22 protein-coding genes are annotated in these 26297 nt (G+C 70.4%); 6 read left to right on the top strand and 16 right to left on the bottom strand.

Features of this window, described 5'->3' with window-relative positions:
• Positions 1–41: 41 nt before the first annotated feature.
• The 4 genes from LV79_RS19825 to LV79_RS19810 are packed head-to-tail and all read right to left on the bottom strand — an operon-like array spanning position 42 to position 2526.
• Positions 42–791: a YebC/PmpR family DNA-binding transcriptional regulator gene (locus tag LV79_RS19825; RefSeq protein WP_253838909.1), complete on the bottom strand. Its 750-nt coding sequence runs from the start codon at positions 789–791 to the stop codon at positions 42–44.
• Positions 792–809: 18 nt separating this feature from the next.
• A complete protein-coding gene (gene pdxT, locus LV79_RS19820; RefSeq protein ID WP_253838901.1) occupies positions 810–1457 on the bottom strand; it encodes a pyridoxal 5'-phosphate synthase glutaminase subunit PdxT in 648 nt (215 codons plus the stop codon).
• A gap of 56 nt (positions 1458–1513) precedes the next feature.
• Positions 1514–1822 carry an AzlD domain-containing protein gene (locus LV79_RS19815; protein WP_253838899.1) on the bottom strand — a complete coding sequence of 103 codons (309 nt, stop codon included), beginning with the start codon at positions 1820–1822 and terminating at the stop codon, positions 1514–1516.
• Positions 1819–2526 carry an AzlC family ABC transporter permease gene (locus tag LV79_RS19810; protein ID WP_253838897.1) on the bottom strand — a complete coding sequence of 236 codons (708 nt, stop codon included), beginning with the start codon at positions 2524–2526 and terminating at the stop codon, positions 1819–1821. Before LV79_RS19810 ends, LV79_RS19815 begins: the two co-directional genes overlap by 4 nt.
• Before the next feature lie 76 nt (positions 2527–2602).
• On the opposite strand from LV79_RS19810, the gene LV79_RS19805 reads away from it, so the two are divergent.
• Positions 2603–3160, top strand: coding sequence for a helix-turn-helix domain-containing protein (locus LV79_RS19805; RefSeq protein ID WP_253838895.1), 558 nt, complete (start codon positions 2603–2605; stop codon positions 3158–3160).
• 52 nt (positions 3161–3212) lie between these two features.
• Here the strand turns inward: LV79_RS19805 and pdxS are convergent, their stop codons facing one another.
• Positions 3213–4136, bottom strand: coding sequence for a pyridoxal 5'-phosphate synthase lyase subunit PdxS (gene pdxS / locus LV79_RS19800; RefSeq protein WP_285469929.1), 924 nt, complete (start codon positions 4134–4136; stop codon positions 3213–3215).
• A 213-nt stretch (positions 4137–4349) separates the two neighbouring features.
• On the opposite strand from pdxS, the gene LV79_RS19795 reads away from it, so the two are divergent.
• Both LV79_RS19795 and LV79_RS19790 read left to right on the top strand, forming a co-directional pair.
• A complete protein-coding gene (locus LV79_RS19795; RefSeq protein ID WP_253838893.1) occupies positions 4350–6431 on the top strand; it encodes an elongation factor G-like protein EF-G2 in 2082 nt (693 codons plus the stop codon).
• Between the two features lie 278 nt (positions 6432–6709).
• Positions 6710–7917 (top strand): IS3 family transposase gene (locus LV79_RS19790; RefSeq protein WP_253838892.1). Its coding sequence is split into 2 segments (ribosomal slippage): positions 6710–6971 and positions 6971–7917, totalling 1209 coding nucleotides; the frame shifts between segments, so codons are not numbered across the junction.
• 302 nt (positions 7918–8219) lie between these two features.
• On the opposite strand, the gene LV79_RS19785 is transcribed toward LV79_RS19790, so the two are convergent.
• The 5 genes from LV79_RS19785 to LV79_RS19765 all read right to left on the bottom strand — a co-directional run bounded on the left by LV79_RS19785 (position 8220) and on the right by LV79_RS19765 (position 12434).
• Positions 8220–9185, bottom strand: coding sequence for an NUDIX hydrolase (locus LV79_RS19785; RefSeq protein WP_253838891.1), 966 nt, complete (start codon positions 9183–9185; stop codon positions 8220–8222).
• A complete protein-coding gene (locus LV79_RS19780) occupies positions 9182–10312 on the bottom strand; it encodes a glycosyltransferase family 4 protein (protein ID WP_253838890.1) in 1131 nt (376 codons plus the stop codon). Before LV79_RS19780 ends, LV79_RS19785 begins: the two co-directional genes overlap by 4 nt.
• Positions 10309–11244, bottom strand: a complete 936-nt coding sequence (locus tag LV79_RS19775; protein WP_253838888.1) for a phosphatidylinositol mannoside acyltransferase — start codon at positions 11242–11244, stop codon at positions 10309–10311. Before LV79_RS19775 ends, LV79_RS19780 begins: the two co-directional genes overlap by 4 nt.
• Entirely contained in the window at positions 11231–11860 is a 630-nt protein-coding gene (pgsA, locus tag LV79_RS19770) for a phosphatidylinositol phosphate synthase (RefSeq protein ID WP_253838886.1), read from the bottom strand. The genes LV79_RS19775 and pgsA overlap by 14 nt, the downstream gene beginning before the upstream one ends.
• Positions 11861–11945: 85 nt before the next feature.
• Positions 11946–12434, bottom strand: coding sequence for a MarR family winged helix-turn-helix transcriptional regulator (locus LV79_RS19765; RefSeq protein ID WP_253838884.1), 489 nt, complete (start codon positions 12432–12434; stop codon positions 11946–11948).
• Between the two features lie 80 nt (positions 12435–12514).
• On the opposite strand from LV79_RS19765, the gene LV79_RS19760 reads away from it, so the two are divergent.
• Positions 12515–13066: a YceI family protein gene (locus LV79_RS19760; RefSeq protein ID WP_253838874.1), complete on the top strand. Its 552-nt coding sequence runs from the start codon at positions 12515–12517 to the stop codon at positions 13064–13066.
• Between the two features lie 101 nt (positions 13067–13167).
• Positions 13168–13722: an HIT family protein gene (locus tag LV79_RS19755; RefSeq protein ID WP_253838872.1), complete on the top strand. Its 555-nt coding sequence runs from the start codon at positions 13168–13170 to the stop codon at positions 13720–13722.
• Here the strand turns inward: LV79_RS19755 and LV79_RS19750 are convergent.
• The 3 genes from LV79_RS19750 to LV79_RS19740 form a co-directional block, all read right to left on the bottom strand.
• Positions 13719–16895 carry an NACHT domain-containing protein gene (locus tag LV79_RS19750; RefSeq protein ID WP_372495417.1) on the bottom strand — a complete coding sequence of 1059 codons (3177 nt, stop codon included), beginning with the start codon at positions 16893–16895 and terminating at the stop codon, positions 13719–13721. The two genes, LV79_RS19755 and LV79_RS19750, sit on opposite strands and share 4 nt — an antisense overlap.
• Positions 16896–17041: 146 nt before the next feature.
• Positions 17042–19054 (bottom strand): threonine--tRNA ligase, encoded by a 2013-nt coding sequence (gene thrS / locus LV79_RS19745; protein WP_253840353.1) that lies wholly within the window; start codon positions 19052–19054, stop codon positions 17042–17044.
• Between the two features lie 166 nt (positions 19055–19220).
• Complete coding sequence (locus LV79_RS19740; RefSeq protein ID WP_253838868.1) at positions 19221–19865, bottom strand: DUF305 domain-containing protein; 645 nt, start codon at positions 19863–19865, stop codon at positions 19221–19223.
• 164 nt (positions 19866–20029) lie between these two features.
• On the opposite strand from LV79_RS19740, the gene LV79_RS19735 reads away from it, so the two are divergent.
• A complete protein-coding gene (locus tag LV79_RS19735) occupies positions 20030–21463 on the top strand; it encodes an LVIVD repeat-containing protein (RefSeq protein ID WP_253838867.1) in 1434 nt (477 codons plus the stop codon).
• A 48-nt stretch (positions 21464–21511) separates the two neighbouring features.
• On the opposite strand, the gene LV79_RS19730 is transcribed toward LV79_RS19735, so the two are convergent.
• The 3 genes from LV79_RS19730 to lanL form a co-directional block, all read right to left on the bottom strand.
• Positions 21512–22117 carry a malonic semialdehyde reductase gene (locus LV79_RS19730; RefSeq protein ID WP_253838863.1) on the bottom strand — a complete coding sequence of 202 codons (606 nt, stop codon included), beginning with the start codon at positions 22115–22117 and terminating at the stop codon, positions 21512–21514.
• Positions 22118–23097: 980 nt separating this feature from the next.
• Entirely contained in the window at positions 23098–23232 is a 135-nt protein-coding gene (locus LV79_RS34055; RefSeq protein WP_281245066.1) for a hypothetical protein, read from the bottom strand.
• 23 nt (positions 23233–23255) lie between these two features.
• Positions 23256–26102 carry a class IV lanthionine synthetase LanL gene (lanL, locus tag LV79_RS19725; RefSeq protein WP_253838862.1) on the bottom strand — a complete coding sequence of 949 codons (2847 nt, stop codon included), beginning with the start codon at positions 26100–26102 and terminating at the stop codon, positions 23256–23258.
• Between the last annotated feature and the right edge of the window lie 195 nt (positions 26103–26297).

The raw sequence follows: 26297 nt of genomic DNA, 5'->3' as shown, positions 1-26297 counted from the left end.
CCGAAACGGGGCCTGGGCGAGCACCCAGGCCCCGGGCGGAACTAGTCGATCTCAGCCAGCACGTCGTCGGAGAGATCGAAGTTCGCGTAAACGTTCTGCACGTCGTCGGAGTCCTCGAGCGCGTCGATCAGCTTGAAGATCTTGCGCGCGCCGTCGGCGTCCAGTGCGACGGTGACCGACGGCAGGAAGCTGGCGTCGGCCGACTCGTAGTCGTAGCCCGCGCCTTGGAGCGCGGTGCGGACTGCGACCAGGTCGGTGGCCTCGGAGACGATCTCGTAGTTCTCGCCGAGGTCGTTGACCTCCTCGGCGCCCGCGTCGAGGACCGCGCCGAGCACGTCGTCCTCGGACAGGCCGTTCTTGGGCAGGACCACGACGCCCTTGCGGTTGAACATGTACGCCACCGAGCCCGGGTCGGCCATGTTGCCGCCGTTGCGGGTCATCGCGGTGCGGACCTCGCCCGCGGCGCGGTTGCGGTTGTCGGTGAGGCACTCGATGAGCACCGCGACGCCGTTGGGGCCGTAGCCCTCGTACATGATCGTCTGCCAGTCGGCGCCGCCCGCCTCCTCACCGCCGCCGCGCTTGCGGGCGCGCTCGATGTTGTCCTGCGGGACGGAGTTCTTCTTCGCCTTCTGGATCGCGTCGAAGAGCGTGGGGTTGCCGTCGGGGTCACCGCCGCCGGTGCGCGCCGCCACCTCCACGTTCTTGATCAGCTTGGCGAACAGTTTGCCCCGCTTGGCGTCCAGGGCGGCCTTCTTGTGCTTGGTCGTCGCCCACTTTGAATGGCCGCTCATCGGTCCTCCGTCAATGGCTCAGCTCTCGGTTGTGCGCCCGCGGACAGCGGCCGCACGGACCATGTCCACGAACAGGCGGTGCACGCGCGCGTCACCGGTCAGCTCCGGGTGGAACGAGGTGGCCAGCACGTTGCCCTGCCGAACGGCGACGATCCTACCGGCGGCCGCTCCGGCCGCCCGGGTGTCGGGCACCCTGGCCAGCACCTCGACGGTCGGACCGGCCGACTCGACCCACGGCGCGCGGATGAACACGGCGTGCACCGGGTCGCCCTCGACCCCGGTGACCTGGAGGTCTTCCTCGAACGAGTCGACCTGCCTGCCGAAGGCGTTGCGCCGCACGATCACGTCGAGCGCGCCGAGCTGGTGCTGGTCGGGGCGGCCGTCGATGACCTTCTCGGCGAGCAGGATGAGCCCGGCGCAGGAGCCGTAGGCGGGCAGCCCGGCGGCGAGGCGGGCGCGCAGCGGGTCGAGCAGGTCGAAGGTGGCCAGCAGCCGGGAGATGGTGGTCGACTCGCCGCCGGGCAGCACCAGGCCGTCCACCGCCGCCAGCTCCGACTCCCGGCGCACGGTGATCACCTCGGCGCCGCCCGCGACGAGCGCGGCGCTGTGCTCCCGGACGTCGCCCTGCAGGGCGAGCACGCCGATGAGTGGTCGTTGCGCGGACACGGTGGTCCTCCCTCTTCTCCGTCGACCCAGGGTAATGAGCCTGGTCGGAGGTCGGGTCAGGCCACCCCGGCCAGGCGAAGCAGTGCGGTGGTCGCGGCGGCGGCGACCACCACGACGACGAACGGGGCCTTGCGCCAGGCGAGCAGGCCGCCGACGGCGACCCCCGCCGGGAGCGACCACCCGGCGAACGCGTGCCCCTTGGTGAGCGTGCTGGTGGCCACGAGCGCGACCAGCAGCACGATGGCCCCGGTGGCGAGCAGGTCCCTGACCCGCGGCGACAGGGTGATCCGGTCGCGCAGCAGGGTCCCGCCGAAGCGGAAGGCGAAGGTGCCCAGGGCGAGCACCAGGATCGGCACGATGGTCACGCCGTCACCCCTGTCGCGTCAGTCGTCTCGGGGGTGCCGGTGCGGCGGGGAACGGCCACCAGTCCGAGCAGGGCGAGCAGCACGGGGACCCCCGGCGGCAGAAACGGCGTGGTGGCCAGGGCGATGGCGGCGCCGAGCAGGGCGGGCCGCAGCTTGCCCGCCTCCTTGAGCGCGGGCAGGACCAGCGCCAGCATGACCGCGGGGAAGACCGCGTCCAGGCCGAGCGCGTTCGGGTCGCTGACCAGCGAGCCCGCCAGCGCCCCGCCGAACACGCCGAGGTTCCAGGCGACGAACAGCGACCCGCCGCAGGCCCAGTAGGCGGCCTTGGCGCGCTCCGGGTCCTTCTGCGCCATGGCGAAGGCCACCGACTCGTCCACCAGCAGGTGGCTGCCCACCAGCCGCGCGGGCAGGCTCTTGCCCACCACGTCGCCGATGGCCAGGCCGAACGGCAGGTGCCGGGCGTTGAGCACCAGGCCGCCGATGACCGCCGCGATCGGGCTGCCACCCGAGGCGACCACCCCGACCGCCATGTACTGCGACCCACCGGCGAAGACCAGCACCGACATCGCCACCGGCACCCACAGCGGGTTGCCCGCGGCGACCGCGATCGCGCCGAAGGACGCCCCGTTGACCGCGGCGGCGGCCGCGATGGCCAGCACGCCGCGCCAGAGCCCCGGATCCAGGGTTCGCCATATCGAACGCATAGTCCAGTATCATGAACACCTCGGATGCGTTCGTCAAGGCGAACGCTTTGTTCGTCACAGCGAACGGAGAGTGTTGGTGGAGCAGCGCGGAGCCCCGCTGGAGGTCATCGCCCGGTCGCTGCGCCGCGAGCGGGACCGGGTCGGCCTCTCGCTCAGCGAGCTGGCCAAGCGGGCCGGGGTGGCCAAGTCGACGCTGTCGCAGCTGGAGTCCGGCTCGGGCAACCCGAGCGTGGAGACGCTGTGGGCGCTGAGCGTGGCCCTCGACGTGCCGTTCAGCAGGCTCGTCGAACCACCGCAGCCCCGCGTCCAGGTCATCCGCGCGGGCGAGGGCCCCGCGGTGTTCTCCGAGCGCGCGAACTACGTGGCCACGCTGCTGGCGTCCTGCCCGCCGCACGCCCGCCGCGACATCTACCTGATCACCGCGGAGCCGGGCACCGCGCGCCAGTCCCAACCGCACTCCCCCGGCGTGGTCGAGCACGTGGTGCTGTGCTCGGGCCGGGCGCTGATCGGGCTCACCGACGGTCCGGTGACCGTCGAGCCGGGCGACTACGTCTCCTACCCGGGCGACCTGCCGCACGTGTTCGAGGCACTGGCCCCCGGCACGGTGGCCTGCATGGTCTCCGAGCACGTGTGAGACCGAGGGCGCTGGACCGGACGAGGCCCGGTCCAGCGCACCCCCCGTCACATCACCAGCCGCGCTCGGACAGCCGGTGCGGCTCGGCGATGCCCTCGACGTTGATGCCGACCATGGCCTCGCCGAGACCCCGGCTGACCTTGGCGATCACGGCCGGGTCGTCGTGGAAGGTGGTGGCCTTGACGATGGCCTCGGCGCGCTGCTCGGGGTTGCCGGACTTGAAGATGCCGGAGCCGACGAACACGCCCTCGGCGCCGAGCTGCATCATCATCGCCGCGTCGGCCGGGGTGGCGATGCCGCCCGCGGTGAACAGCACGACCGGCAGCTTGCCGGTGCGGGCGATCTCGACGACCAGCTCGTAGGGCGCCTGCAGCTCCTTGGCCGCGACGTAGAGCTCGTCGGCGGGCAGCGAGGTCAGCCGCTTGATCTCGCCGCGGATCTTGCGCATGTGGGTGGTGGCGTTGGAGACGTCGCCGGTGCCCGCCTCGCCCTTGGAGCGGATCATCGCCGCGCCCTCGGTGATCCGGCGCAGCGCCTCGCCCAGGTTGGTCGCGCCGCAGACGAAGGGCACGGTGAACGCCCACTTGTCGATGTGGTTGGCGTAGTCGGCCGGGGTGAGCACCTCGGACTCGTCGATGTAGTCCACACCGAGCGACTGCAGCACCTGGGCCTCGACGAAGTGGCCGATGCGGGCCTTGGCCATCACCGGGATGGAGACCGCGTCGATGATCCCGTCGATCAGGTCCGGGTCGCTCATCCTGGCCACGCCGCCCTGGGTGCGGATGTCGGCCGGGACGCGCTCGAGGGCCATCACCGCGACCGCGCCCGCGTTCTCGGCGATCTTGGCCTGCTTGGCGTCGACCACGTCCATGATCACGCCGCCCTTGAGCATCTCGGCCATCCCGCGCTTGACCCGGGTGGTGCCGGTCTCGGGGGCGGTGTCGGCGGACTGGGCGGCGGTGCTGGCTTCGGACACGGGTGCGGCCTCTCGGGTCGAGTCGAGGCGCCGGACACGGCGCTGACCACAGGTTACGTCCCAGGTGGCCCGATCAAGGCGGCCAATCACGGGCTATCTCGAAAGACCACTTCGGGCCCGGGGTTGTCCACTGGCGCCCTCGGGTGTGAAATCGGACACAGTAGTGCCGATGGGGAGCCCCGGCGGCTTCCCGACCACGGGAGGTGGGGCGACATGGGGTCCAAGCACTCCGAGCACGGTCAACCCGAGAGCGGTGTGGCGGTGAGCGACCCGGCGCGCGTGCGCAACATCGCGCTGGTGGGCCCGTCCGGGGCGGGTAAGACGACGTTGACCGAGGCGCTGCTGGCCGCCGCGGGCGTGTTGGGCCGGGCCGGCTCGGTCCCCGAGGGCACCACCGTGTGCGACCACGATCCGGCCGCGGTACGCCAACAGCGGTCGGTAGGCCTATCTGTGGCCCCGCTGCTGCATGACGAGGTGAAGGTCAACCTGATCGACACCCCCGGGTACGCCGATTTCGTCGGTGAGCTGCGGGCCGGGCTGCGCGCCGCCGACGCAGCGCTGTTCGTGGTCAGCGCCGCCGAGGGCGTCGACGCGGCCACCACCACGCTGTGGGCCGAGTGCGCGGCGGTGGGCATGCCCCGGGCGCTGGTGATCGCCCGGCTCGACCACGCGCGCGCCGACTTCGCCGCCGAACTGGCCGCCTGCCAGGACGCGTTCGGGGCCGGAGTGCTGCCGGTGTACCTCCCGGTGGCCGACGGGCTGCTCGCGCTGATCACCCAGCGGGGACCCACCGGCGCGCCCGCCACCCCGGCGGAGCTGGCGCTGATGGCGGCGGCGCGGGCGGAGCTGCTGGAGGGGATCATCGCCGAGAGCGAGGACGAGTCCCTGATGGACCGCTACCTGGCGGGCGAGGAGATCGACCCGGCGACGGTCATCGCGGACCTGGAGACGGCTGTGGCGCGCGGCGCGTTCCACCCGGTGTTCCCGGTGTGCGCGGTGACCGGGCTGGGGCTGACGCAGCTGCTCGACGCGCTGGCCAGGGCGTTCCCGTCGCCGTTGGAACACCCGCTGCCGATGGTCACCGACCCGGACGGCCACGCGCACGCCGGGCTCACCGCCGACCCGGACGGCCCGTTGGCCGCGGAGGTCGTGCGCACCGCGGTGGACTCGTACGTCGGTCGGGTGTCACTGGTCCGGGTGTTCTCCGGGACGCTGCGGCCGGAACGCGCGGTCCACGTGTCCGGGCACGGGTTGGCCGACCGCGGCCACGAGGACCACGACACCGACGAACGGGTCGCGCACGTGTACTCACCGCTGGGCGCGACACTGCGCGAGGTGCCGTTCTGCGTGGCGGGCGACCTGTGCGCGGTGACCAAGGTCGGCTCGGCGGAGACCGGGGACACGGTGTCGGCGCCGGAGGACCCGATCCTGATGGCGCCGTGGGCGATGCCGGAGCCGATGCTGCCCATCGCGGTCACCGCCAAGACCCGCAGCGACGAGGACACCATGTCGCGCAACCTGTCCCGGCTCGTGGCGGGCGACCCGACGCTGCGGATGGAGCGCAACGCGGAGACCCACCAGTTGGTCCTGTGGTGCATGGGCGAGGCGCACGCGGACGTCGTGCTCGACCGGCTGCGCACGGGCGGGGCGGAGGTCGACACCGAGCCGGTGCGGGTGTCGCTGCGGGAGACGTTCGCGGCCCGGGCCCGCGGCCACGGTCGGCACGTCAAGCAGTCCGGCGGGCACGGCCAGTACGCGGTGTGCGACATCGAGGTCGAGCCGCTGCCAACCGGGTCCGGCTTCGAGTTCGTCGACCGCGTCGTCGGCGGATCGGTGCCGCACCAGTTCATCGGCAGCGTCGAGAAGGGCGTCCGAGCCCAACTGGACCGCGGCCTGCGCGACGGCCACCCCGTCGTCGACATCCGGGTAACCCTCATCGACGGCAAATCCCACAGCGTCGACTCCTCCGACGCCGCCTTCCAAACCGCGGGCTCCCTAGCCCTGCGCGACGCCGCCGAGAAGTCCCGCATCTCCCTGCTGGAACCCATCGACAAGGTCGACATCACCATCCCCGACGACCACCTCGGCACAGTCCTCGGCGACCTCTCCTCCCGCCGCGGCCGAGTCTTGGGCACCACCACCAACTCCCCCGGCCACACCACGATCCAAGCGGAAGTCCCCGCAACCTCCCTCCTCCGCTACCCCATCGACCTCCGCTCCCAAACCTCCGGCGCAGGAACCTTCACCCGCACCTTCTCCCACTTCGACCCCCTCCCCACCCCCCAACCCGCCTAACCCCCACACCCATCAACCCGCCACCCCACCAACCCAGCGCCCCACCAAGTCAACCACCCAGCCCCCACTCGCTCCACCACGAACCCACGCCCACCCAACCCACCACACACGACTGGTAAGAACCCAACACCGTTGGCCCTCAACCACCCGCCGACAACGTTTGGCCCACCCCCGCTCCACGAAGGCGCTGGTGCCAGGCCGGCTCGATGGGGTTGATGTGCTGCGAAGTTTCCGGACAGTGATCCAAGTAGAATTGGGTTCTCTGGAAGGAGACGATAGTGGGGCAGGCGAGGAGGAGTTTCTCTCGGGAGTATCGGGAGGAGGCGGCAAGGTTGGTGATCGAGACCGGGCGTCCGATCGTGCAGGTGGCGAAAGAGTTGGGTGTTGGCGAGGTCAGTCTGGGAAAGTGGGTCAAGGACTACCGTGCGGCCCGAGGTGGTGATGAGGCGCCTTTGGAGTTGTCGGAGCGGGCGAGGTTGCGGGAGCTTGAGCGTGAAGCGCGGGATCTGCGATTGGAGAACGAGTTCCTGAAAAAAGCTGCCGCGTACTTTGCCAGGGATCATCGGTGAGCGACAGGTTCGAGTTCATCGACGCACAGCACGCCGCAGTGGATACGGACTCGTCGGTGTCGTTGCCGATCACGCGTATGTGCGGGCTCCTCGATATTTCGCGATCGGGCTACTATGAATGGAGGACTCGCCCGGCATCGGCCACCGTCACGCGCCGAGACGAGCTCTCGCGGTTGATCACCGAGCTCTTCGAGGCGTCCGACAAGACCTATGGATATCGGCGGATCCACGCCGATCTCGCCGACCAGGGCGTGGCGTGCGGCCCCGAGTTGGTGCGTCAGATCATGCGTGAGCTGGGACTTCGCTCCTGTCACCCCCGCCCGTGGCGGTTCGTCCTCACAGCGGGCGACGGCCAGGTCCACGACATACCCGACCTGCTCAGACGAGATTTCACCGCCGAGGAACCCGGAGTGAAAACGGTGGGCGACATCACCTACATCCCGACCGGCGAGGGATGGCTCTATCTCGCCACCGTCATCGACTGTCACACCAAGGCCGTCACCGGGTGGGCCATGGACGACCACTACACAACCTCGTTGATCGACACGGCGATCCGTCACGCGGCCCGAAACGGCCACCTCGCCGACAACGCCATATTTCACACCGACCGCGGCAGCAACTACACCTCGGCGACCTTCGCCGCGACACTCGCGTCCCTCCGTGTTCGCCACTCGGTCGGACGAACGGGAACCTGCTACGACAACGCCCTCGCGGAATCCTTCTTCGCCACCCTCAAAAACGAACTCACCCACCGGACACGATACGCGACACGGGAAAACGCCCGCCGCGACATTGCCCGCTACATCGAACTCCGCTACAATTCCCGACGGCGGCACTCCGCCCTCGGATACCGCACGCCACACCAAGCACTCCATGAACACCGGGCTCGGCAATCCGCAGCCCAGACCACTGTTTAGCCGCTGTCCGGAGACTTCGGGGCACCCCAGGTGGACTTGTTTTGCGTGGGGGAGGACCACCCGTAGCGTCGTTGCGCGGACAGGGCCATGCTTTTCGGCCCCTGCTTTGCGGTCCTGCCACGGGTGGTTCAGGGGCCCCGCGCAAAACAAGTTCGCCCCATCGAGCAAAGCTCGAAACTCGCGCCTAGCTGCAATGCCGAAGGCGAGCCGTCCACCGCAGCGCAGCGAAGGCCCGAGAGCCAGACTTCCCCCAGCTCAAAGCCCTACCAACCACGGCATCCAAGATCAACCCGCCCCCACCCTTACCGAACCGGCCGAAGCGTCCCATCCCACTTGGACACCGCAGGCAGCAACTCAGCCAACTGCACCGGATACACCGTCTCCGAGGTCGCGCTCAGCTCGTCCGTGCTCCACCACCGGTGCTCGGCGATGGTCTCCACCTCCACCTCCGTGAACCCAGAGGTGTCCACAGTGGCCCCCTCAGGAAGGGTGGCAAAGAAGTACCACTCCTCCCCGTCAAAGCTCCGACCGCCAAAGCTGAACGCCACCCGCCGACGCCACACCGGTCCCACCAGAGACGAGGCAGGCAGCACAACCCCAGTCTCCTCAACGAGTTCGCGCGAAGCAGCGGTTCGCAAGTCCTCCCCCGCCTCCACCCCGCCCCCCGGGGTGAACCAGTACGACACCCCGGCGCGCGCGGGGTCGTGGCCGCGGAACAGGAGCACCCGGTCCTCAGCGTCCAGCAGTACGACCCGAGCAGCAGGACGCGGGACGTCTTCCGACAGCGACGGCTCCGCGATCTCCAGGTACTCCGGGCTCGGCGCGGTCCCAGCGAGCTTCAGCCAGCGGACGGCGCGGCGGCGACGCAGGGACAGCGTGTCCCGCACAGCATCCCCATGTACGCGGCGCGCGATCACCACCCGTTGCTCGGCATCAGCCAGCTCGGCCACCAGAGTCAGCGGGAGTTCGCGCCGGTCAACGGAAGCGAGTTCGCGGGTCAGTGCGTTCTCGGCCGGTTCACGGTCCGGCCGGTCGGCGCGTTCGGCGCGTTCGGCCAGGGCGCGCAGGTGGTCGCCGGAGCCTGGGTCGATGCCGGAGACCGCGCGGGCGACGACGGCGCGGCGGGCCAGCGCGGCGTCCAGTGCGGCCCAGGCGGCGTCGGTTCGGACGTGCAGGCGGTCGAGTCGGTTGGCGGTGCCGACCAGCCAGATGCCGATGAGCACCAGCAGCGCCAAGCCCGCCAGCACCAGCCACCAAGACGCGCTCACGGCACCTCCCCCACCCCGCGCGGGTCGGCCGCGATGGCCTGGTCGTAGACGCGGAGCACCTGGGCCGCGACGACCGACCAGTCGTAGCAGGCGACCCGGCGCTCGCCCTCCAGGACGAGGGTGTCGCGCAACGACCGGTCAGCCAGCACCGAGCGCAGCCCGGCCGCCAAGCCCTCGGGTTCGCCGACCGGGGTCAGCACGCCCGCGCGGCCGTCGTCGAGGACCCGGCGGAACGCGTCAAGATCGCTGGCCACCACGGCCGCGCCCGCCGCCATCGCCTCGGTGAGGATGATGCCGAAGCTCTCGCCGCCCAGGTTGGGCGCGCAGTAGACGTCGACGCTGCTGAGCATCCGGGCCTTGTCGGCGTCGTCGACCTGGCCGAGCAGGTCGATCCGGTCCGCCAGCCGGGGGCCGGCCGCGCGCCGCAGGTCGGCCTCGTCGCCCCGGCCGACCACCACCAGCCGCAGCTCCGGCAGCTCGTCGACCAGCAGGTTCAGTGCGTCGAGCAGCACCGGCATGCCCTTGCGCGACTCGTCGTAGCGGCCGACGAAACCGACCGTGCCGCCTGCGCGCGGGTAGTCGGGCAGCGGCTGGGCGTCGCGGAAGAAGCCGACGTCGACGCCGTTGGGGATCTCGACCGCGTCGCCGCCGAGGTGCTCCACCTGCACCCGCCTGGCCAGCGCGGACACCGCGATCCGGGCGGTGATCTTCTCCAGGAACGGCCGCAGCACCGACTGGAACGCGCTGAGCGTGCGCGAGCGCGGCGTGGAGGTGTGGAAGGTGGCCACGATCGGCCCGGTGGCGATCATCATGGCCAGCATCGACAGGCTCGGCGCGGTCGGTTCGTGCAGGTGCAGCACGTCGAAGTCGTGCTCGCGGACCCAGCGGCGGACCCGGGCGTAGGACACCGGCCCGAACGAGAGCCGCGCCACCGACCCGTTGTAGGGGATGCCCACGGCGCGACCGGCGGGCCGCACGAAGTCCGGCAGCGGGGTGTCCTCGTCGGCGGGGGCGAGCACGTCGACCTCGTGGCCGAGCCCGCGCAGCGCCCTGGCCAGGTCCAGCACGTGCGCCTGCACCCCGCCGGGGACGTCGAGGGAGTACGGGCAGACGATCCCGATCCTCACCGGCGCCCCCGGGGTTCCTCCCCGGTCGCCAGCTCCCGCTGCCGCTGCTCGGTCAGGTCGTCGATCCACAGCTTCTGCAGCATGTGCCAGTCGGCCGGGTGCGCGGCGATGTCGGCGGCGAACACGTCGGCGAGCGCCTGGGTGGCCACCCGGACCCCGCGCACCCCGTCGACCTTGATCGGCGGGTGCAGCCGCAGGCCCCAGCCGTGGTCGGTGAACCAGCAGCCCGCCGGGATCAACGCGGCACCGGTGCGCGCGGCGAGGTAGGCGGGGCCGGACGGCATGCGGGTCTTGGCTCCGAAGAAGTTGACCGGTAGGCCTGCCGGGGTGAGGTCGCGGTCGGCGACTAGGCAGATCAGTTTGTTCTGCCGCAACCGCTCGGCCAGCACGACCGCTGGGTTCTTATCGCCGCCGGTGGCGGGGATGATCTCGAAGCCGAGCGACTCGCGGTAAGCGACGAACCGCTCATAGAGGGACTCGGGCTTAAGACGCTCGGCGACGGTGGTGAACCGACCGTGCTCCCGCGCCATCCACACCCCGGCGGCGTCCCAGTTGCCTGAGTGCGTCAGGGCTAAGACGGCGCCGTTGCCCTCCGCGAGCGCGGCGGTGATGTACTCGTTGCCGGTCATCGTGGCGCCGATCTCGGCGTGGACGGCGTCGAGGTCCATGCTCGGCAGCCGGAACGCCTCCCGCCAGTAGCGCGCGTAGGAGCGCAGCGCCTGCCGGACGAGGTCGTCGAGTTCGGACGGTCCCGCCTTGGGCACGACGCGGGCGAGGTTGGCCCGCAGTTGCCTGGCCCCCGGACCCGCGCGGCGGGCGGCGAGGTCGGCCCCGCCCTGGAACAGCGCGGCCGCCGTGCCCTCCGGCAGGGTCCTGACCAGCCGCCACCCGGCCCCGTACCCGGCCGCGGTCAGGCGCTCACCCCAGCTCATGGGCCTTCTCCCCCGCGGGTTGCGCGGCGCTGCGGCGGACCGCGAGCAGCCGCTGGCCGACGGTGATGACCGACCCGGCGGCCACGACCCAGAGCCCGACGGCCACCGCGTACGGCACGCCGAGACCGGCCAGACCGGTGCCGACCAGGGTGATGATCAGCCGTTCCGCGCGCTCCACCAGGCCGCCGTCGGCGTCGAGGCCGCTGGCCTCCGCGCGCGCCTTGATGTAGGAGACGACCTGGCCCAGGACCAGGCAGATGAGCGCGGCCACGGCGGTGACCCGGTCGCCGGTGTCGAACAGGTACCAGGTGATGCCGCACAGCAGCGCGCCGTCGGCGAGGCGGTCGCAGGTGGCGTCCAGGACGGCGCCGTAGCGGGTACCGCCGCCGAGCGCGCGCGCCATCGCCCCGTCGAGCAGGTCGAACATGGCGAAGCCCCAGACCACGAAGGTCCCGGCGAGCAGCTGCCCGGTGGGGAACAGCCACAGCGCGCCCGCGATGGCACCCGCGGTGCCCAGCACGGTGACCGCGTTCGGGGTGAGGCCGAGGCGCACCAACCCGGCCCCGATGGGATCGGTGACACGGGAGACGGAGGCACGGGCGAAGATGTTGAGCATGGGGGTGTGAGACGCACCTAACCGCGGGACGACCTGGCCCGGGCAGCCTAACCGCCGCCGGTCAGCGGTGGTGTGACCGGGCTGGTCAGCGCAGCTCGCGGCACCCGGGCAGGGTCTTGTCCGGGTCGATGCCGTCGAGGATGGCGGCGCTGATGGCGCCGAGCGCGGTGACCTGCTCGGGGGTCAGCCGGTCGAACACCGCCTCGCGCACGGTGTTCACGTGGCCGGGGGCGGCGGCGGCCAGCGCGGCGAACCCGGCGTCGGTGAGCACGGCGATCGAGCCGCGCTTGTCGGTCGGGCACTCGCGGCGCTCGACCCAGCCCTGGGCCTCCAGCCGGGCCACGGCGTGCGAGAGCCTGCTGCGGCTCGACCCGCGCAACCCGGCCAGCTCGCTCATCCGCAGCGCCCGGCCGGGGGCGGCGGAGAGCACGACGAGGATCTCGTAGTACGTGTAGGGCATCGACGAGTCGCGCTGCAACTGGCGGTCCATGTGCTCGCCGAGCGCGCCGAGCATGGTGACGAAAGTTCGCCACACGTCCTGGTCAGCCGCCGAGAGCCACCGGGTGTCGTCCATACCACCCAGCCTACTAGTTGAACTCTCAATCGGCTTGCCGTAGGGTTCCGATTGAGTGTTCAACCATATGAGGAGATCTGATGACTCTCGCCACCCTGCCCGGCTTCGTCGCGGGCACCTGGGACATCGACGCCGCGCACTCCGACATCGGCTTCAGCGTCCGGCACATGGTGGTCAGCAAGGTCAAGGGCCGCTTCGACGGCGTCAGCGGCGAGATCGTCACCGCTGAGGACCCGGCGCAGACCTCCGTCCGGGTCGCCATCGACCTCAAGACGATCAACACCTACAACGAGCAGCGCGACGGCCACCTGCGCTCGGCCGACTTCTTCGAGGTCGAGACCTACCCGGAGCTCACCTACACCGCCACCGGCATCCGCGCCGACGGCGACGGCTACGTGCTCGACGGCGAGCTCACCCTCAAGGGTGTGACCAAGGTCGTGCCGCTGGCCTTCGAGCTCAACGGCTTCGGCCCGGACCCCTACGGCGGCACCCGGGTCGGCTTCTCCGGCCAGACCGAGATCAACCGCCGCGAGTTCGGGGTGAACTTCGAGGGCGTGCAGAACGGCATCGCCGTGGTCGGCGACAAGATCACCGTGCACATCGAGATCGAGGCCGTCCTGCGCCAGGCCTGACCCGCCAGCGGGGTGGGGGCGGCCCGGACCAGCGGAGACCGCCCCTGCCCACGACCGGCCAGGCCCGGTGCGGTGTCGGGGGACGCCACTAGGATCGGGGCATGGCTGGATCCGTCCCCCCCGAACTCGTCCCCCAGGACGGGGTCGGCGAACCCGACGCCCTGCAGCGCCTGTGGACGCCGCACCGGATGGCCTACATCCGGGGGGAGAACAAACCGGAGGGCCACGACAGCGCGGGCTGCCCGTTCTGCGGCCTGGTCCACCTCGACGACGCCGAGGCCCTCATCGTGGCCCGCGGCGAGACGGTGTACGCGGTGCTCAACCTCTACCCGTACAACCCGGGCCACCTGATGGTCGTCCCCTACCGCCACGTCGCGGACTACACCGACCTCACCGACGCGGAGACCGACGAGTTGGCCCGCTTCACCCAGCAGGCCATGCGCGTCGCCCGCAAGGTCGCCTCGCCACACGGCTTCAACATCGGCATGAACCAGGGCGTGGTCGCGGGAGCAGGGATCGCCGCCCACCTCCACCAACACCTAGTCCCCCGCTGGGGCGGCGACGCCAACTTCATGCCCGTCATCGGCCATACCAAGGTCCTCCCCCAGCTCCTGGCCGAAACCCGCACCCTCCTCGCCACCGCCTGGACCGACTAGTTGACACGCTCTCCAGGCCCACCCAGAAACGTGGCACTGCCCAGCAAGTCGATGAAGCGAAGCCTATCAACCGCCGCGACTTCGACCTTGGGAAGATCACCAAACAGCCGCTGCCGCACCTCCCGTAATGCCGTGTGCCGATCTGCGAACTTCTCCCGGGGGTGGTCCAGCGCGAACCGGAGCTCCTCTTCCCAGCCTAGATATCGTCCGGGCTCATGCAACCAACCATGGTCGACCCAGTAATCCGGCCGGAAGTATGCGATGGCGACAAGTGTACGCGCATCAATCTCGTAATAATCTGGATAGTCCAACAGAGTTTCGACCGCCTGGCGGGTCCAACCATAGGGCGCAACGGGAATACATGCGCGAACAGTGTATTCCAGGACTCGGCCGCCGAGTTTTACTGCGTCCGGCTCTACGTGTGCAATCGAAAGCGGGCGGACGGAGGCCGTCCACTCTCTACTGAGAGCGCAAGCGGCCCAGCCGACCATGTATTGCACCCATTCCCTCCATCGGTTGGTTCTAGATGCGATGTTAGAGACACCGGCACCAAGCCGCAGCAGTCGATAACCTTCTCGATTGCCTGCCAAATCGGCAAAGAAGAGCTCGCTCATCCGAGCAGGCACCTTGGCCCGCTCGTCCGCTCCCTTCACTAACACCACCACTGCGCCGTCGACGAGTGCGAACCAGAGGACCATGAGCTGCCATGAATTGCCGTAGAGGCCCGACCGCCACAGCGACAGGGTGGACCGCCATGCCTGGAGAGCTTCCTCGGGCTCGCCGTCGAACAGGTCGACCAGGCGCACTGGGTCGGGGGCGGCGAACGAGACCGCCATGGTGATCAGGTTCGCCGAGTAGGCCGCGTGTGTGCGGATCACGTCACGGGGAACCGGTGCGTAAGTGGTGAACCTCGGCGAGCGCTCCTTCAAGCGGTAGGTTCTGATGAGACCGCGCAGCACCAGTTGGATGTTGGCGCGTTCTCCCTCCGGGAGTGCGCTGAAAAGGCTGACCGCGAACTCCACGATGGACCGTCTGCGGGGCCAGGCGTGGTGGGACAGCACGGCGTGTAGCAGTTCGTCGGCGATCTCACCGGAAGGCCAACGGCTACCAAAGGACGCCTCGGCGACCTTGCGCAGTTCCAGCACCACGAAGTGCGCGACCAGGTACTCACCGAAGGTGGCGTGCAGGAACTCGTACGAGCGGTCGATGCGACTGGCGGAGTTCGCCTCTGCGGCGTGCACGAAGTAGAACTCGCCCACCACCGGCGCTCCCACGTCCTCGGTGACCGCCGGCCCAACACCCAGCGCGCCCAAGTCAGCCCGGATCTCCGACTCGCTTGCGCTCAACCTGCCCCGGTTGAACATGGCCAGGCCAGCGATGGCCAGCCTGGTCACCTGGGTGTCCACAGCCTTGTCGAGCGCCGTCCCGTGCAAGGGGTGCTCAGCCCGCTTGAGCACTTCGCGGCGCGCGAAGTTGTCGAAGATCCGGTCGTACAGCGCTGCTCTGGACAGTCCGGCGTCCAACGGCGGCGATGCCGGGTCGGCGGCGTAGAGGGCGAGCATGAGCAACAGCAGGGGTTGGACCGCAAGGTCGGCTTGGTGCATGGCTTCGTCGAAGGACAGCGCCCGCACGGCGCCGGAGGCGATACCGGCCGCGTTGGCCGACCGCCAGCGCCCCAGCCAGTCGGCGACCTGGTCGTGGCTGAACTCCTCCAGCTTGAGCACGACGGTCCCGTCCACCAGCGAGATGCGGTCGACCACCACGGTCCGGCAGGTCACGATGACCACTACCGGGCGCCCCTGCTGCGCTTCGATCCGTTGGAAGTCCGCGACTTCCTGCAGGTAATTGCCCCGGTCGTGCCGGGACGCCTGCAACAACTCGTCCAGTCCGTCGAGCAGCAGGACCCGCACGGTGTCAGCGCTACTGTCGGCGAGATCGGTCCACGAGACCCGTGCGTTGGTCGCCCGGTCCAGAGCCGACTGGACCTGGTTCATGATCGGCGCGCCCGAGTCGACCGAGCGCAGGGGGACGCGCACGACTGTGTAGTCGCTGACGGGCAGCCGGGCGGCGAGCACCTTGGTCAGCAATGATTTCCCGGCGCCGGGGTGGCCGAGGAGGACCATGGGGACGCGCACGGCCTCCGGGGAGAACAGGTGGCCCACGAGCCGGTGGTCAAGATCGGAGTGGACCTCCTGGTGTGCCCACCACGTGTCGTCGGCCAGTGCCGTGGACTTGTGGCTGACGGCGATTCGGTAGCGCGGGGTCAGGAAGATCTTCTCGACCGTCGGGAAGACGACTGCGGTGTCGTAGCGCTCGGCATCCACCGGCACGACGGGGTCGTCGAGAACGCCGCTGTTGGCCGCGTGCAGGCGCGAGCGGAGGTCGGTCGGTTTGGTGTCCTGCGCGTTGGCCGAGACCAAGCGGTGTAGGTGTTCCAGGGCGGTGGCGTGCTCGGCCGCCGCGTTGCGCAGGAGTACGTCAAGCTCGGCGAGCCGCTCACGGGTCGCGGCGTGCTCGCCCAAGCTCGCCCACACCAGGAACTCGGGGACCGTGGCGGCCAGATCCAGGTAGTGCGACTCGTAGCGCAGGGCCACCGCGTCCACGAACTCCACCGGGGTGAAGCCTTCCACATCTGCCACAGACAACTGCTCATTGGTGTGGGCGAGCAGTCCCGCCGCCCACCGGGTGATGCGGTCGAGGTTCTCGCGGAAACCCCATGCCCCGGACGGGCACGGGACCTCAAGGAGGTAGAGCGCCTCGAAGTAGTCCTCCGCGCTGCTTCCGTCCCTCTCGGGCCACTCGAAGTCGGCGGTGATGTCGTGCTTGGCGAGGCGTTCCCGCAGCACATCCAGGAACGCCGCCGCGGCGATGATGCTGTGCGCGGCGGCGACCAGTTCGCGGCGCTGATTGCCCGCGGCAACCGAAGTCTTGGCCCGGAGACACCCGACAACCGAGCGCAACAGCCCGAAGGCCTCGTTCTTCTGGTCGACCCAACCCCACAGCAGGACCAATGGCGCGAGGGCCGCCCCACCCAAGGCCGCGAGACCAGCTCCAGCACCCGCCGCGAGGATCACGCCGCCAAGAGCCTTGTCGAGGGCACGCACGGTCTTCGGCTCGTACTTGTCGAGCACGTCGAGCGCACCGGCGAAGGTCAGGGCTGGCTGTCGCGGCACGAAGGCTCCCGGCTGCGTCGGGGATGGGGGTGCCGATTCTGGCGCCGATCCACTTCGCTGCCGGGCCCGGTCCACTGGACCGGGCCACCAGAGGCGAGCCTGGTCCGGTGGCCGGAGCACGTGCCCCGGCCACCGGACCGTGAGCGCTAGTCCAGGGTGAAGGTGTCCGCCGTCGGGGAGGTGTTGTCGCGGCGGGTGATCCAGGACTCGATGGCGGCGACCGCGCGGGCGACCGGGATGCCGTTGACCTGGGAGCCGTCGCGGAAGCGGAAGGAGACCGAGTCGGACTCGACGTCCTTGCCGCCCGCGACGAGCAGGAACGGGACCTTCTGCAGGGTGTGGTTGCGGATCTTCTTCTGCATGCGGTCGTCGGAGGCGTCGACGTCGACGCGGATGGCCTTGGCGCGCAAGGACTTGGCGACCTGGAGCAGGTGGTCGGTGTGCTCGTCGGCGATCGGGATGCCGACGACCTGGACCGGGGCCAGCCAGGCCGGGAACGCGCCCGCGTAGTGCTCGGTGAGCACGCCGAAGAACCGCTCGATGGACCCGAACAGCGCGCGGTGGATCATCACCGGGCGCTGGCGGCTGCCGTCACCGGCGGTGTACTCGAGCTCGAAGCGCTCGGGCAGGTTGAAGTCGACCTGGATGGTGGACATCTGCCAGGTGCGGCCGAGCGCGTCGCGGGCCTGCACGGAGATCTTGGGGCCGTAGAACGCCGCGCCGCCCGGGTCGGGCACCAGGTCGAGGCCGGAGTCGGTGGCCGCGACGCGCAGCGCCTCGGTCGCCTTCTCCCACACCTCGTCGGAGCCGACGTACTTCTGGTCGTTGCGGGTCGAGAGCTCCAGGTAGAAGTCGTCGAGGCCGTAGTCGCGCAGCAGGTCGAGCACGAAGGTGAGCAGCGACTTGAGCTCGTCCTGCACCTGCTCGGGGGTGCAGAAGATGTGCGCGTCGTCCTGGGTCATGCCGCGCACCCGGGTGAGGCCGTGCACGACGCCGGACTTCTCGTAGCGGTACACCGAGCCGAACTCGAACATCCGCAGCGGCAGCTCGCGGTAGGAGCGGCCCCGGGAGCGGAAGATCAGGTCGTGGAACGGGCAGTTCATCGGCTTGAGGAAGTAGTCCTGGCCGGGCTTGCGGACCGTGCCGTCCTCGTTGTACTCGGCGTCGAGGTGCATCGCCGGGTACATGCCGTCGCGGTACCAGTCGAGGTGGCCGGAGGTCTCGAACAGGGTGCCCTTGGTGATGTGCGGGCTGTAGACGAACTCGTAGCCCTCCTCCTCGTGGCGGCGGCGCGAGTAGTCCTCCATCGCGCGCCGCACGATGCCACCGCGGGGGTGGAACACCGCGAGGCCGGAGCCGATCTCGTCGGGGAAACTGAACAGGTCCAGCTCGGTGCCCAGCCTGCGGTGGTCGCGCCGCTCAGCCTCGGCGATGAGCTCCAGGTGCGCGTCGAGCGCCTCCTGCGACTCCCACGCCGTGCCGTAGACCCGCTGGAGCTGCTGGTTGTTCTGGTCGCCCCGCCAGTACGCCGCGGCCACCCTGGTGAGCTTGAACGCCGGGATGTGCTTGGTGGTCGGCACGTGCGGGCCGCGGCACAGGTCGCCCCAGACCTGCTCGCCGGAGCGCGGGTCGAGGTTGTCGTAGACGGTCAGTTCGCCGCCGCCGACCTCCATCACCTCGGGGTCGTCCACATCGCTCTTGATGTCGACCAGCTCGAGCTTGAACGGCTCCGCCGCCAACTCGACCTTGGCCGCCTCGACCGAGTCGAGCACCCGGCGGGAGAACCGCTGCGCGCCCTTGATGATCTGCTTCATGCGCTTCTCCAGCGCCTGCAGGTCCTCCGGGGTGAACGGGCGTTCGACGGCGAAGTCGTAGTAGAAGCCGTCGCGCACCGGCGGGCCGATGCCCAGCTTGGCCTCGGGGAACTGCTGCTGCACGGCCTGGGCCAGCACGTGCGCGCAGGAGTGCCGGATGACCGAGCGGCCGTCGTCGGTGTTGGCCGCGACCGCGGTGACCTCCGCGTCGGACGAGGGCACCCAGGACAGGTCGCGCAGGCGCCCCTCGGCGTCGCGCACCACCACGACGGCGTCCGCGCCCTTGCCGGGCAGCCCGGCCTCGCGGACGGCCGCGCCAGCCGTAGTGCCCGCCCGCACCACCACGCTCTGGGCGGGTGCGACGGCTGGGGACTGTGGCTGGGACACGGGTGCTCCTCGGTGCTCGGGTGGTCAGCGGGGTCGTGACCTCGACACACGGGATGCTAGCGAGCCGGTCGGGGGCGCCGCCGCCCGGTTTCCCCCGCCTGTGGACAACTCGGGGGGTTGGGGATCACCCCGCGAGGATGGTGCTCATCCGGCGGATCTCGTCGGACTGCTCGGCGACGATGTTGTCGGCCATCTCCTGCACCTTGACGTCGGAGCCGTCCTTGCGCACCACGTTGGCCATCTCGATGGCGCCCTCGTGGTGGCGGGTCATCAGCCGCACGAACAGCTCGTCGAACGCGGGCCCGGTGGCGGCCTTGAGCTCGGCCAACTGCTCGGGGGTCGCCATGCCCGGCATCTGGTGGCCCGCGTGGCCGCCGTGCCCGGCGTGGCTGGGGTCGACGGTGGGCTTGCCGTTGCGCCGCAGCCACTCGTTCATCGCCCCGATCTCGGGGTCCTGGGTGTCGGCGATGCGGCTGGCCAGGCCCTTGAGCGAGGCGTTGGCGGCGCGGTCGGGGGCGAGCGCGGACATCTCCACGGCCTGGTGGTGGTGGACGATCATCATCTCGGCGTAGCCGAAGTCGGCGGCGTTGGGCGGGACCACCGGGACGCCGGACTCGATCTCCTCGGGGGAGAGCGTGTGGTTGGCCTCCCCCGGCTTGCCCGGCTGCACGACCGGGTTGCTCGGCCCGGGCTCCTGGCTGGTGCAGGCTGTGCCGCCGAACGCGAGAACCGCCCCGACCGCACAGCACGCAATCCGCCGCAAACCCATGCCCGACTCCCCTCGCCCCGCGTCAGGGGGCCGAACGTACCCGACCGGCGGCACTGGCAACAGACCGTGTCCAACTGGTGAAAAGTAGCAACAGAAGGGGCTGGTTGCGCTCTTGCGCCCGGGTCATACTGCGATTTCAGATCTTCACGAGAGGGGTACGCAGGGTGCCTTCTTCCCGACGCGGCAGACGCGCGACCACCATCGCGGTCGTCGGAGCCGCCGCCGCGACGATCTCCGCCTTGCTGGGGGTGCCGTCAGCGTCCGCGCAGAGCCAGTTCCCCGGCCCGGACGAGATCGTCACCAGCTCGAACGTCAAGCACGTGGCCAACATCCCGGCGACCGCCCCGCTCAAGGGCACCGGGTCGACCGGGACCGACCTGGCCTTCACCGGCGACTACGCCATCGCGGGCAACTACCTGGGCTTCACCATCTACGACATCAAGGACCCGCGCGCGCCCAAGATCACCAGCCAGGTGCTCTGCCCCGGCTCGCAGAACGACGTGTCGGTCAGCGGGAACCTGCTGTTCCTGTCCACCGACTCCCGCCGCAGCGACGACTCGTGCTCCTCGGTCGCGCAGGCCGACGGGACGAAGGCGTACTGGGAGGGCATGAAGATCTTCGACATCAGCGACAAGCGCAACCCGCGCTACATCCGCTCGGTCGAGACGGCCTGCGGGTCGCACACGCACACGCTGGTGCCGGACAAGCGCGGCAAGGACGTCTACATCTACGTGTCCTCCTACAGCCCCGCGGTCAACATCAGCAAGTGCCAGCCGCCGCACGACATCATCACCATCATCAAGGTGCCGCTGCGCAACCCGGCGGCGGCCGAGGTCGTGGCCACGCCGAACCTGTTCCCGGACGGCGGCAACCCCGGCAAGGGCAGCTCGAGCAACATCGAGAACCCGTACGTGGTCGCCACCTCCGGCTGCCACGACATCACGGTGTTCCCGTCGAAGAACCTGGCCGCGGGCGCCTGCATGGGTGACGGCGTACTGCTCAACATCGTCGACCCGGAGAAGCCGCGGGTGATCAACCGGGTGCAGGACGACGAGCACTTCGCGTTCTGGCACTCGGCGACGTTCAACAACGACGGCACCAAGGTCATCTTCACCGACGAGCTCGGCGGTGGCGGCGGCGCGACCTGCACCGCCAAGATCGGCCCGACCCGCGGCGCCAACGGCATCTACGACATCACCGGCCGCGGCGACCAGCGGGCGCTGGAGTTCCGCAGCTTCTACAAGATCAACCGCTACCAGACCCCGACCGAGAACTGCGTGGCGCACAACGGGTCGCTGCTGCCGGTGCCCGGCCGCGACATCATGGTCCAGGCCTGGTACTCCGGCGGCGTCCAGCTGGTGGACTACACGAACTCCCAGCAGCCCAAGGAGATCGGCTTCTTCGAGCGCGGCCCGGCCGCCAACTCGGCCGAGAGCGGCGGGGTGTGGTCGGCGTACTACTACAACGGCTTCATCTACACCTCGGACCTGGGCAAGGGCTTCGACGTCCTGGAGATCAACGACCCGGCGACGGACCCGGCGAAGTCCTACCGGTGGACGGAGCTCAACGTGCAGACCCAGTCGACCTACGGCCGGTAAGCGCGCACGACGAAGGGGCCCCGGCTTCGGCGGGGCCCCTTTCGCGCGTCATACGGTCAGCACGACGTCGTCGTAGCCCAGCCGGGGGCTGCGGGCGAACTCGGCCACGACCGGGTTGCCGATGTTGACCACCACCAGCGACCGCAGCCGCCCGTCGGGGAAGAACTCGCGGTCCACCCCGGCGGCGTCGAACCCGGTCATCGGCCCGGCGGCGAGCCCGGCCGCGCGCACGCCGAGCACGAAGTAGCCCGCTTGGAGCAAGGCGTTGAACCGCGCGCTCTCCGCCCGCCGCTCACCGTCGGCGAAGAAGTCCTTGGCGCCGGGAACGTGTGGGAACACCGTCGGCAGGTGCTCGTGGAAATCGGTGTCCGCGGCCAGGATCGCGGTCAGCGGCGCGGCCGCCGTCTTGGCCCGGTTGCCCTCCGACAGGTGTCGGACCAGTCGCTCCCGTCCCTCCTCGGTCCGCACGAGCACAACCCGCAACGGCTGCCCGTTCATCGCGGTGGGTCCCCACTTCACCAGCTCGTAGATGGCGCGCACCTGCTCGTCGCTCACCGGCCCGTCCGCGAACGCGTTCGCGGTCCTGGCCCGGCGGAACAACAGGTCCTGCGCGTCCTCGGCGAGCTCGAGCACCCGGCTCTGCACTGCGGTCATGACTGGCTCCCGTTCGATCGTCGACACCCTCGGGTCAACTTGATTGAGAGCTTGACTATTTCCGCTCGGAGGATGACCCCGGTCACGCTGCCTTCGCTCGACTGGGGCGACCTCCGCGCTGGTCAAGGCCGTTTCCCCAGGTCGAGTTGTCCACAATGCCCTGAGTTGTCCACAGCCCAGCCGCACCCCTAGGTCGCCACCCCCACCCCCGGTAGACTGGCACTGGGGACGCCCCCCGGAGAGGGTGGGGGCTGGGGTGCCGGAGGCGGCCCCCGCGACGGCGGCCCGAGCGAGGCGGCGGCGCCCGTCGGGCGCGGATTTCGTGGATTCGGGGATGGACCCCGTGAGGTGGAAGCCGAGGTTGCAGGGCCGGGGCGACTTGGCATGCGGGGAGTGGCGGATTCAGGGATTGGCCCATTCAGGCGGAAGCTGAAAGTGCCGGGCCAGGACGGCTCGGCACGCGCGGAGGGGCTGATGTGGGGGTGGGGTCACGAGGCGGCGCGTTGGGGATGGCAGCACAGGCGGAAGCCGCGGCGGCGATGGAGTGACAGCGGCTTCTAGGCGTGCCCGGAGGGCCCTGTGAGGCGCGAGAAAGCGCATATCAGGGGCGTCCGCGGAGGAGGCGCTGCGGGTTTGTCGCGCAGCGGGCGGGCGACAGCTAAGTCGCGGGATTCGGTCGAAGGTCGCTGGACGGCCCGTCTGTGCGGGCGTTGAGCGCGGCGCACTGCGATCGACCGCGGGGTGATGTCGCGCGGGGACCTCGACCTGCGACCACGGTCGCGGCGGGTCTAGGGCGACCGTCACCACGGCCGGGTCCGCGTCCGGCTCCAGCCGCACCAGCACCGAGCTGTCGACGGCGTCCGTGGTGTGTGCGCGGGCGGCGAAGTCACTCGGGGGCCAGCCGGTCAGTCACGGGGGGGTGGGCGGGGACGTGCCGGGGTGGTGGCCGTGTCCTGGTGGGACACGGCCACCGTCAGTGGTCACCACTCACAGCCGTTGGTGACGAGCATCAGGGACGAGAAGCAGTGGCTGCAGCAGCTGGACAGCAGCTGGGGCTCGTCGCCGGTCTGCTCGGTGGCGGGCAGGAGGTCGAGCTGGTTCACGGTCAGTTCCATCGGGGGCACCTCCTCTCACGGGGTCAGGCCGGGACGGAGTCCCTGGCGTAGCTGGGCAGGAGGGGGCGGGCACCGCCGTGGCGCAGGCGTAGGAGGAAGGAGAGGGCGCCCGCGTAGCCGTTGGCGAACGAGGCGACGACGTCGCCGGTGTCGTCGGGGGTGAGGAGGCGGCCACGGCGGGGGACCGCGCGGGTGGCCATGACGGCGGCGGTGTCCTCGGCCCAGGAACGGTAGCGGGCGGCCGGATCAGAAGCGGACGGGTCGGCGGTGGACAGAGGGTAGGCGCTGGGGGTACGCGCGGCGGAGCTCGCCGCGACATGGGGATCACGTGCGCCGGGGATGTGGGTGGTGTGGCCGGTTACCGGGGCACGGCGCGCGCCGTTGCGGTGCGCCGTGCCCCCGCTCGCCTGGTCGAGTTCGGCGCGATCGAGTTCGGCGCAGTCGAGGAGGAAGTCGCCGTCGGTGGCCAGGCCGTGGCACCACAGCGGCGGCGAGGTCCAGTTGCCGTGGTGGACGGCGGTCGCGGCGGCCTCGGCCAGCGCGCGGGCGCCAGGGTCACCGGTGACCTGGTGCAGCCGCAGCAGGAACGTGCCGACGCCGGTCGCGCCGCTGCAGAAGCCGGTCAGCCGGACGTTGTCGGCCTGCTCGTCGTCCTCACCGCTGGGCCAGAACGCCGCGTCACCGTCGTGGATCGCGACCCCGGCCAACGCCTCAGCGGCACGCGAGGCCACAGCGAGGTAGCGATCGTCGCCGGTCGCCTCGGCGATGTCGAGCAGGTAGGTGGCGATGCCCGCGACACCGTGCGCGAACCCCCAGTGGGTGGCGCCCGCGAGCAGGAAGTCCCCGGTCGCGGTCCACTGTGGACCTTCCAGCGCGCTCTCCAGCAACCCGTCCGCGCACTGCCTGGCCCGGTCGAGCAGGTCGTCGTCCCCGGTCTGCCGCCACAACCGCACCAGCGCCAGCCCGGCTCCCGCGACACCGTGGAACACGTCGGGCACGTGCCACCGCGTCGGCAGGCTCCGCGCCAACGCCAACCCGGCCGCGCTGACGTCGTCCGCCTCCAGCAGCACACCCGCCTCGTACAGGCTGACCGCCGTGCCGGCTCGCCCGAACATCAACCCGGGCAACACCCTCGGCTCGTCCGGCAACCGGCGCATCGTCCACCGCGCGGCGACGTCCACTGTGTCGAGCACATCGCTGTACCCCGCCCGCGCCGCCTGGCACAGCACCAACAGCACCCCGGGCGCACCGACGTGCACGGAACACGGGTCGTACCGCATGGCGGTCTCGGAGTTCCGCCACAACCAGGCCTGCTCGGGCTTCGCGGTGCTGACGAGATCCGCGACCATCCCCTCGACCAGCCCCGCCACCGCCGAGTCCCCGTCGGCCGATTCAGCGCCCACACCAGTGACCTTCGCGCCCGACGTGGAGTGGTCCAGCGTGCCCGCATCGGTATCCGCCAAGAAGGCACGGATCTCCGCGAGCCCCGGGCGTTCAGCGGGCTCCGGCGACAGCAGGCGGGTGACGATGGGGGCGAGGCGGGCCGCGACCGGGTTGCGGTTCGCCATCTGGCGCAGCAGGTCACGGAGGCGGGTACCGGGCGAGGCGGGCGGGTGGGCGCCGGAGATGAGGTAGAAGAGGGTGGCGCCGAGGCTGTAGAGGTCGGTGCTCGGGCTGGGGTCGGCGGCGATCATCCGCGATCGGCCCTCGTCCTCCGGGGCGGCGTAGCCGGGGGTGAGCAGCCGGGCGGCGAGGTCGGTGGGGCGCAGCGCGGACTCGAGGTCGATCAGGACCAACCGCCGCTGCGGGGTGACCAGCACGTTGTTCGGGGTCAGGTCACCGAGGACGTACCCGGCGGCGTGCACCTTGTCGAGCAGGTCGACCAACTGGCGGGTCAGGTCCAGCGCCAGGTCGACCTCGAGTGCGAGCGCGGTGCCGCTGGGGCGCAGTTCGCGGGCCACGAACCGGCGCAGCGGCACCCCGTCGACCCACTGCTGGGCGACGAAGATGTCCGTGCCCGAGGTGAAGACGTCGATGAACCGGGGCGAGGACCCGCTGGGCCCGAGGATCGACAGCAGGCGAGCCTCGGCCCGCGCGCGGGTGCGGGAATCGCTGCCGTCGACGGCAGCGCCGGTGTGCTCGCGAAAGCGCTTGAGCACCAGGCGGGCGCCGTCGGCGTCCTCGGCGAGGTACACGCCGCCCCGGTTGTTCTGCCGGATCGCGGACCGGACGGTGAACCGCCCGCCGACGAGCACCGAACCGGCCACTGTGGACGGTGCGGCGTCGTCCTGGAACGGGTCTACCGCCCACGGTGGCGCTACCTGCCCCACCGCCCTCTTGTCCGGTACGACCGATCCGTCCGGTGTGCGCAACATCGCGCGGTACTCACCGTCGTCGGTCAGCACCTTCGGCGGGGTGAAGCCGCCATATCGGTAGAAAACCTGCGAGTGTTGGCGGTACCGGCGATCGGTCAGGATCCACTGCCCCGGTAGGCCCAACGTCGCGTGGTGCAAGGCTTCGGCAACGATGCGCGCGTGGCTGTCGTCGTCGGGGTACGCGGTGAGGAACTTGCCCGCGGCCTTGCGGTCGGCGTTGGGGCCGACGAGTTCGTGCACCCGGCGCATGGTGACGGCGAACTTGAACGCGCACCGGTGCTCGGCGAGCACGTCCACCGCGCGCGAGAGCACCAGGCAGACCGAGAGCGGGGTGGCCGGGACGTGCAGCTTCCAGCCCTGCTCACGGGAGCGGTGGTCGACGGGCAGCACGTAGTGCCAGTGCTCGTCGAGCGCGTGCCGCCAGGTCAGCGGCTCGTGCCGGTCGAGCACCGCCGCGGCGCACTCGGCGAGCAGATCGGCGTCCTCGTACGTCATCGGTTCCATCCCCCAGGGTGACGACCCCGAGCGGGGCCCAACCGCCACTAGACTCCGTTCACAGTCCCGAAACAAGCGGTTCACAGTGGTGGAACACTTCGGATGCAACGAATTCCATCGTTCGGCGTGCCGCGGGTGACCGCCGGTGAGCGCGGTCCGCTCGAGTCGCCCTGTCAGGTAACCGCCCGAGGCTTG

This window comes from Actinokineospora globicatena (assembly GCF_024171945.1).
In the GTDB taxonomy this organism is placed as follows: Bacteria; Actinomycetota; Actinomycetes; order Mycobacteriales; family Pseudonocardiaceae; genus Actinokineospora; species Actinokineospora globicatena.
This window is presented reverse-complemented; position numbering and strand designations above follow the sequence as displayed.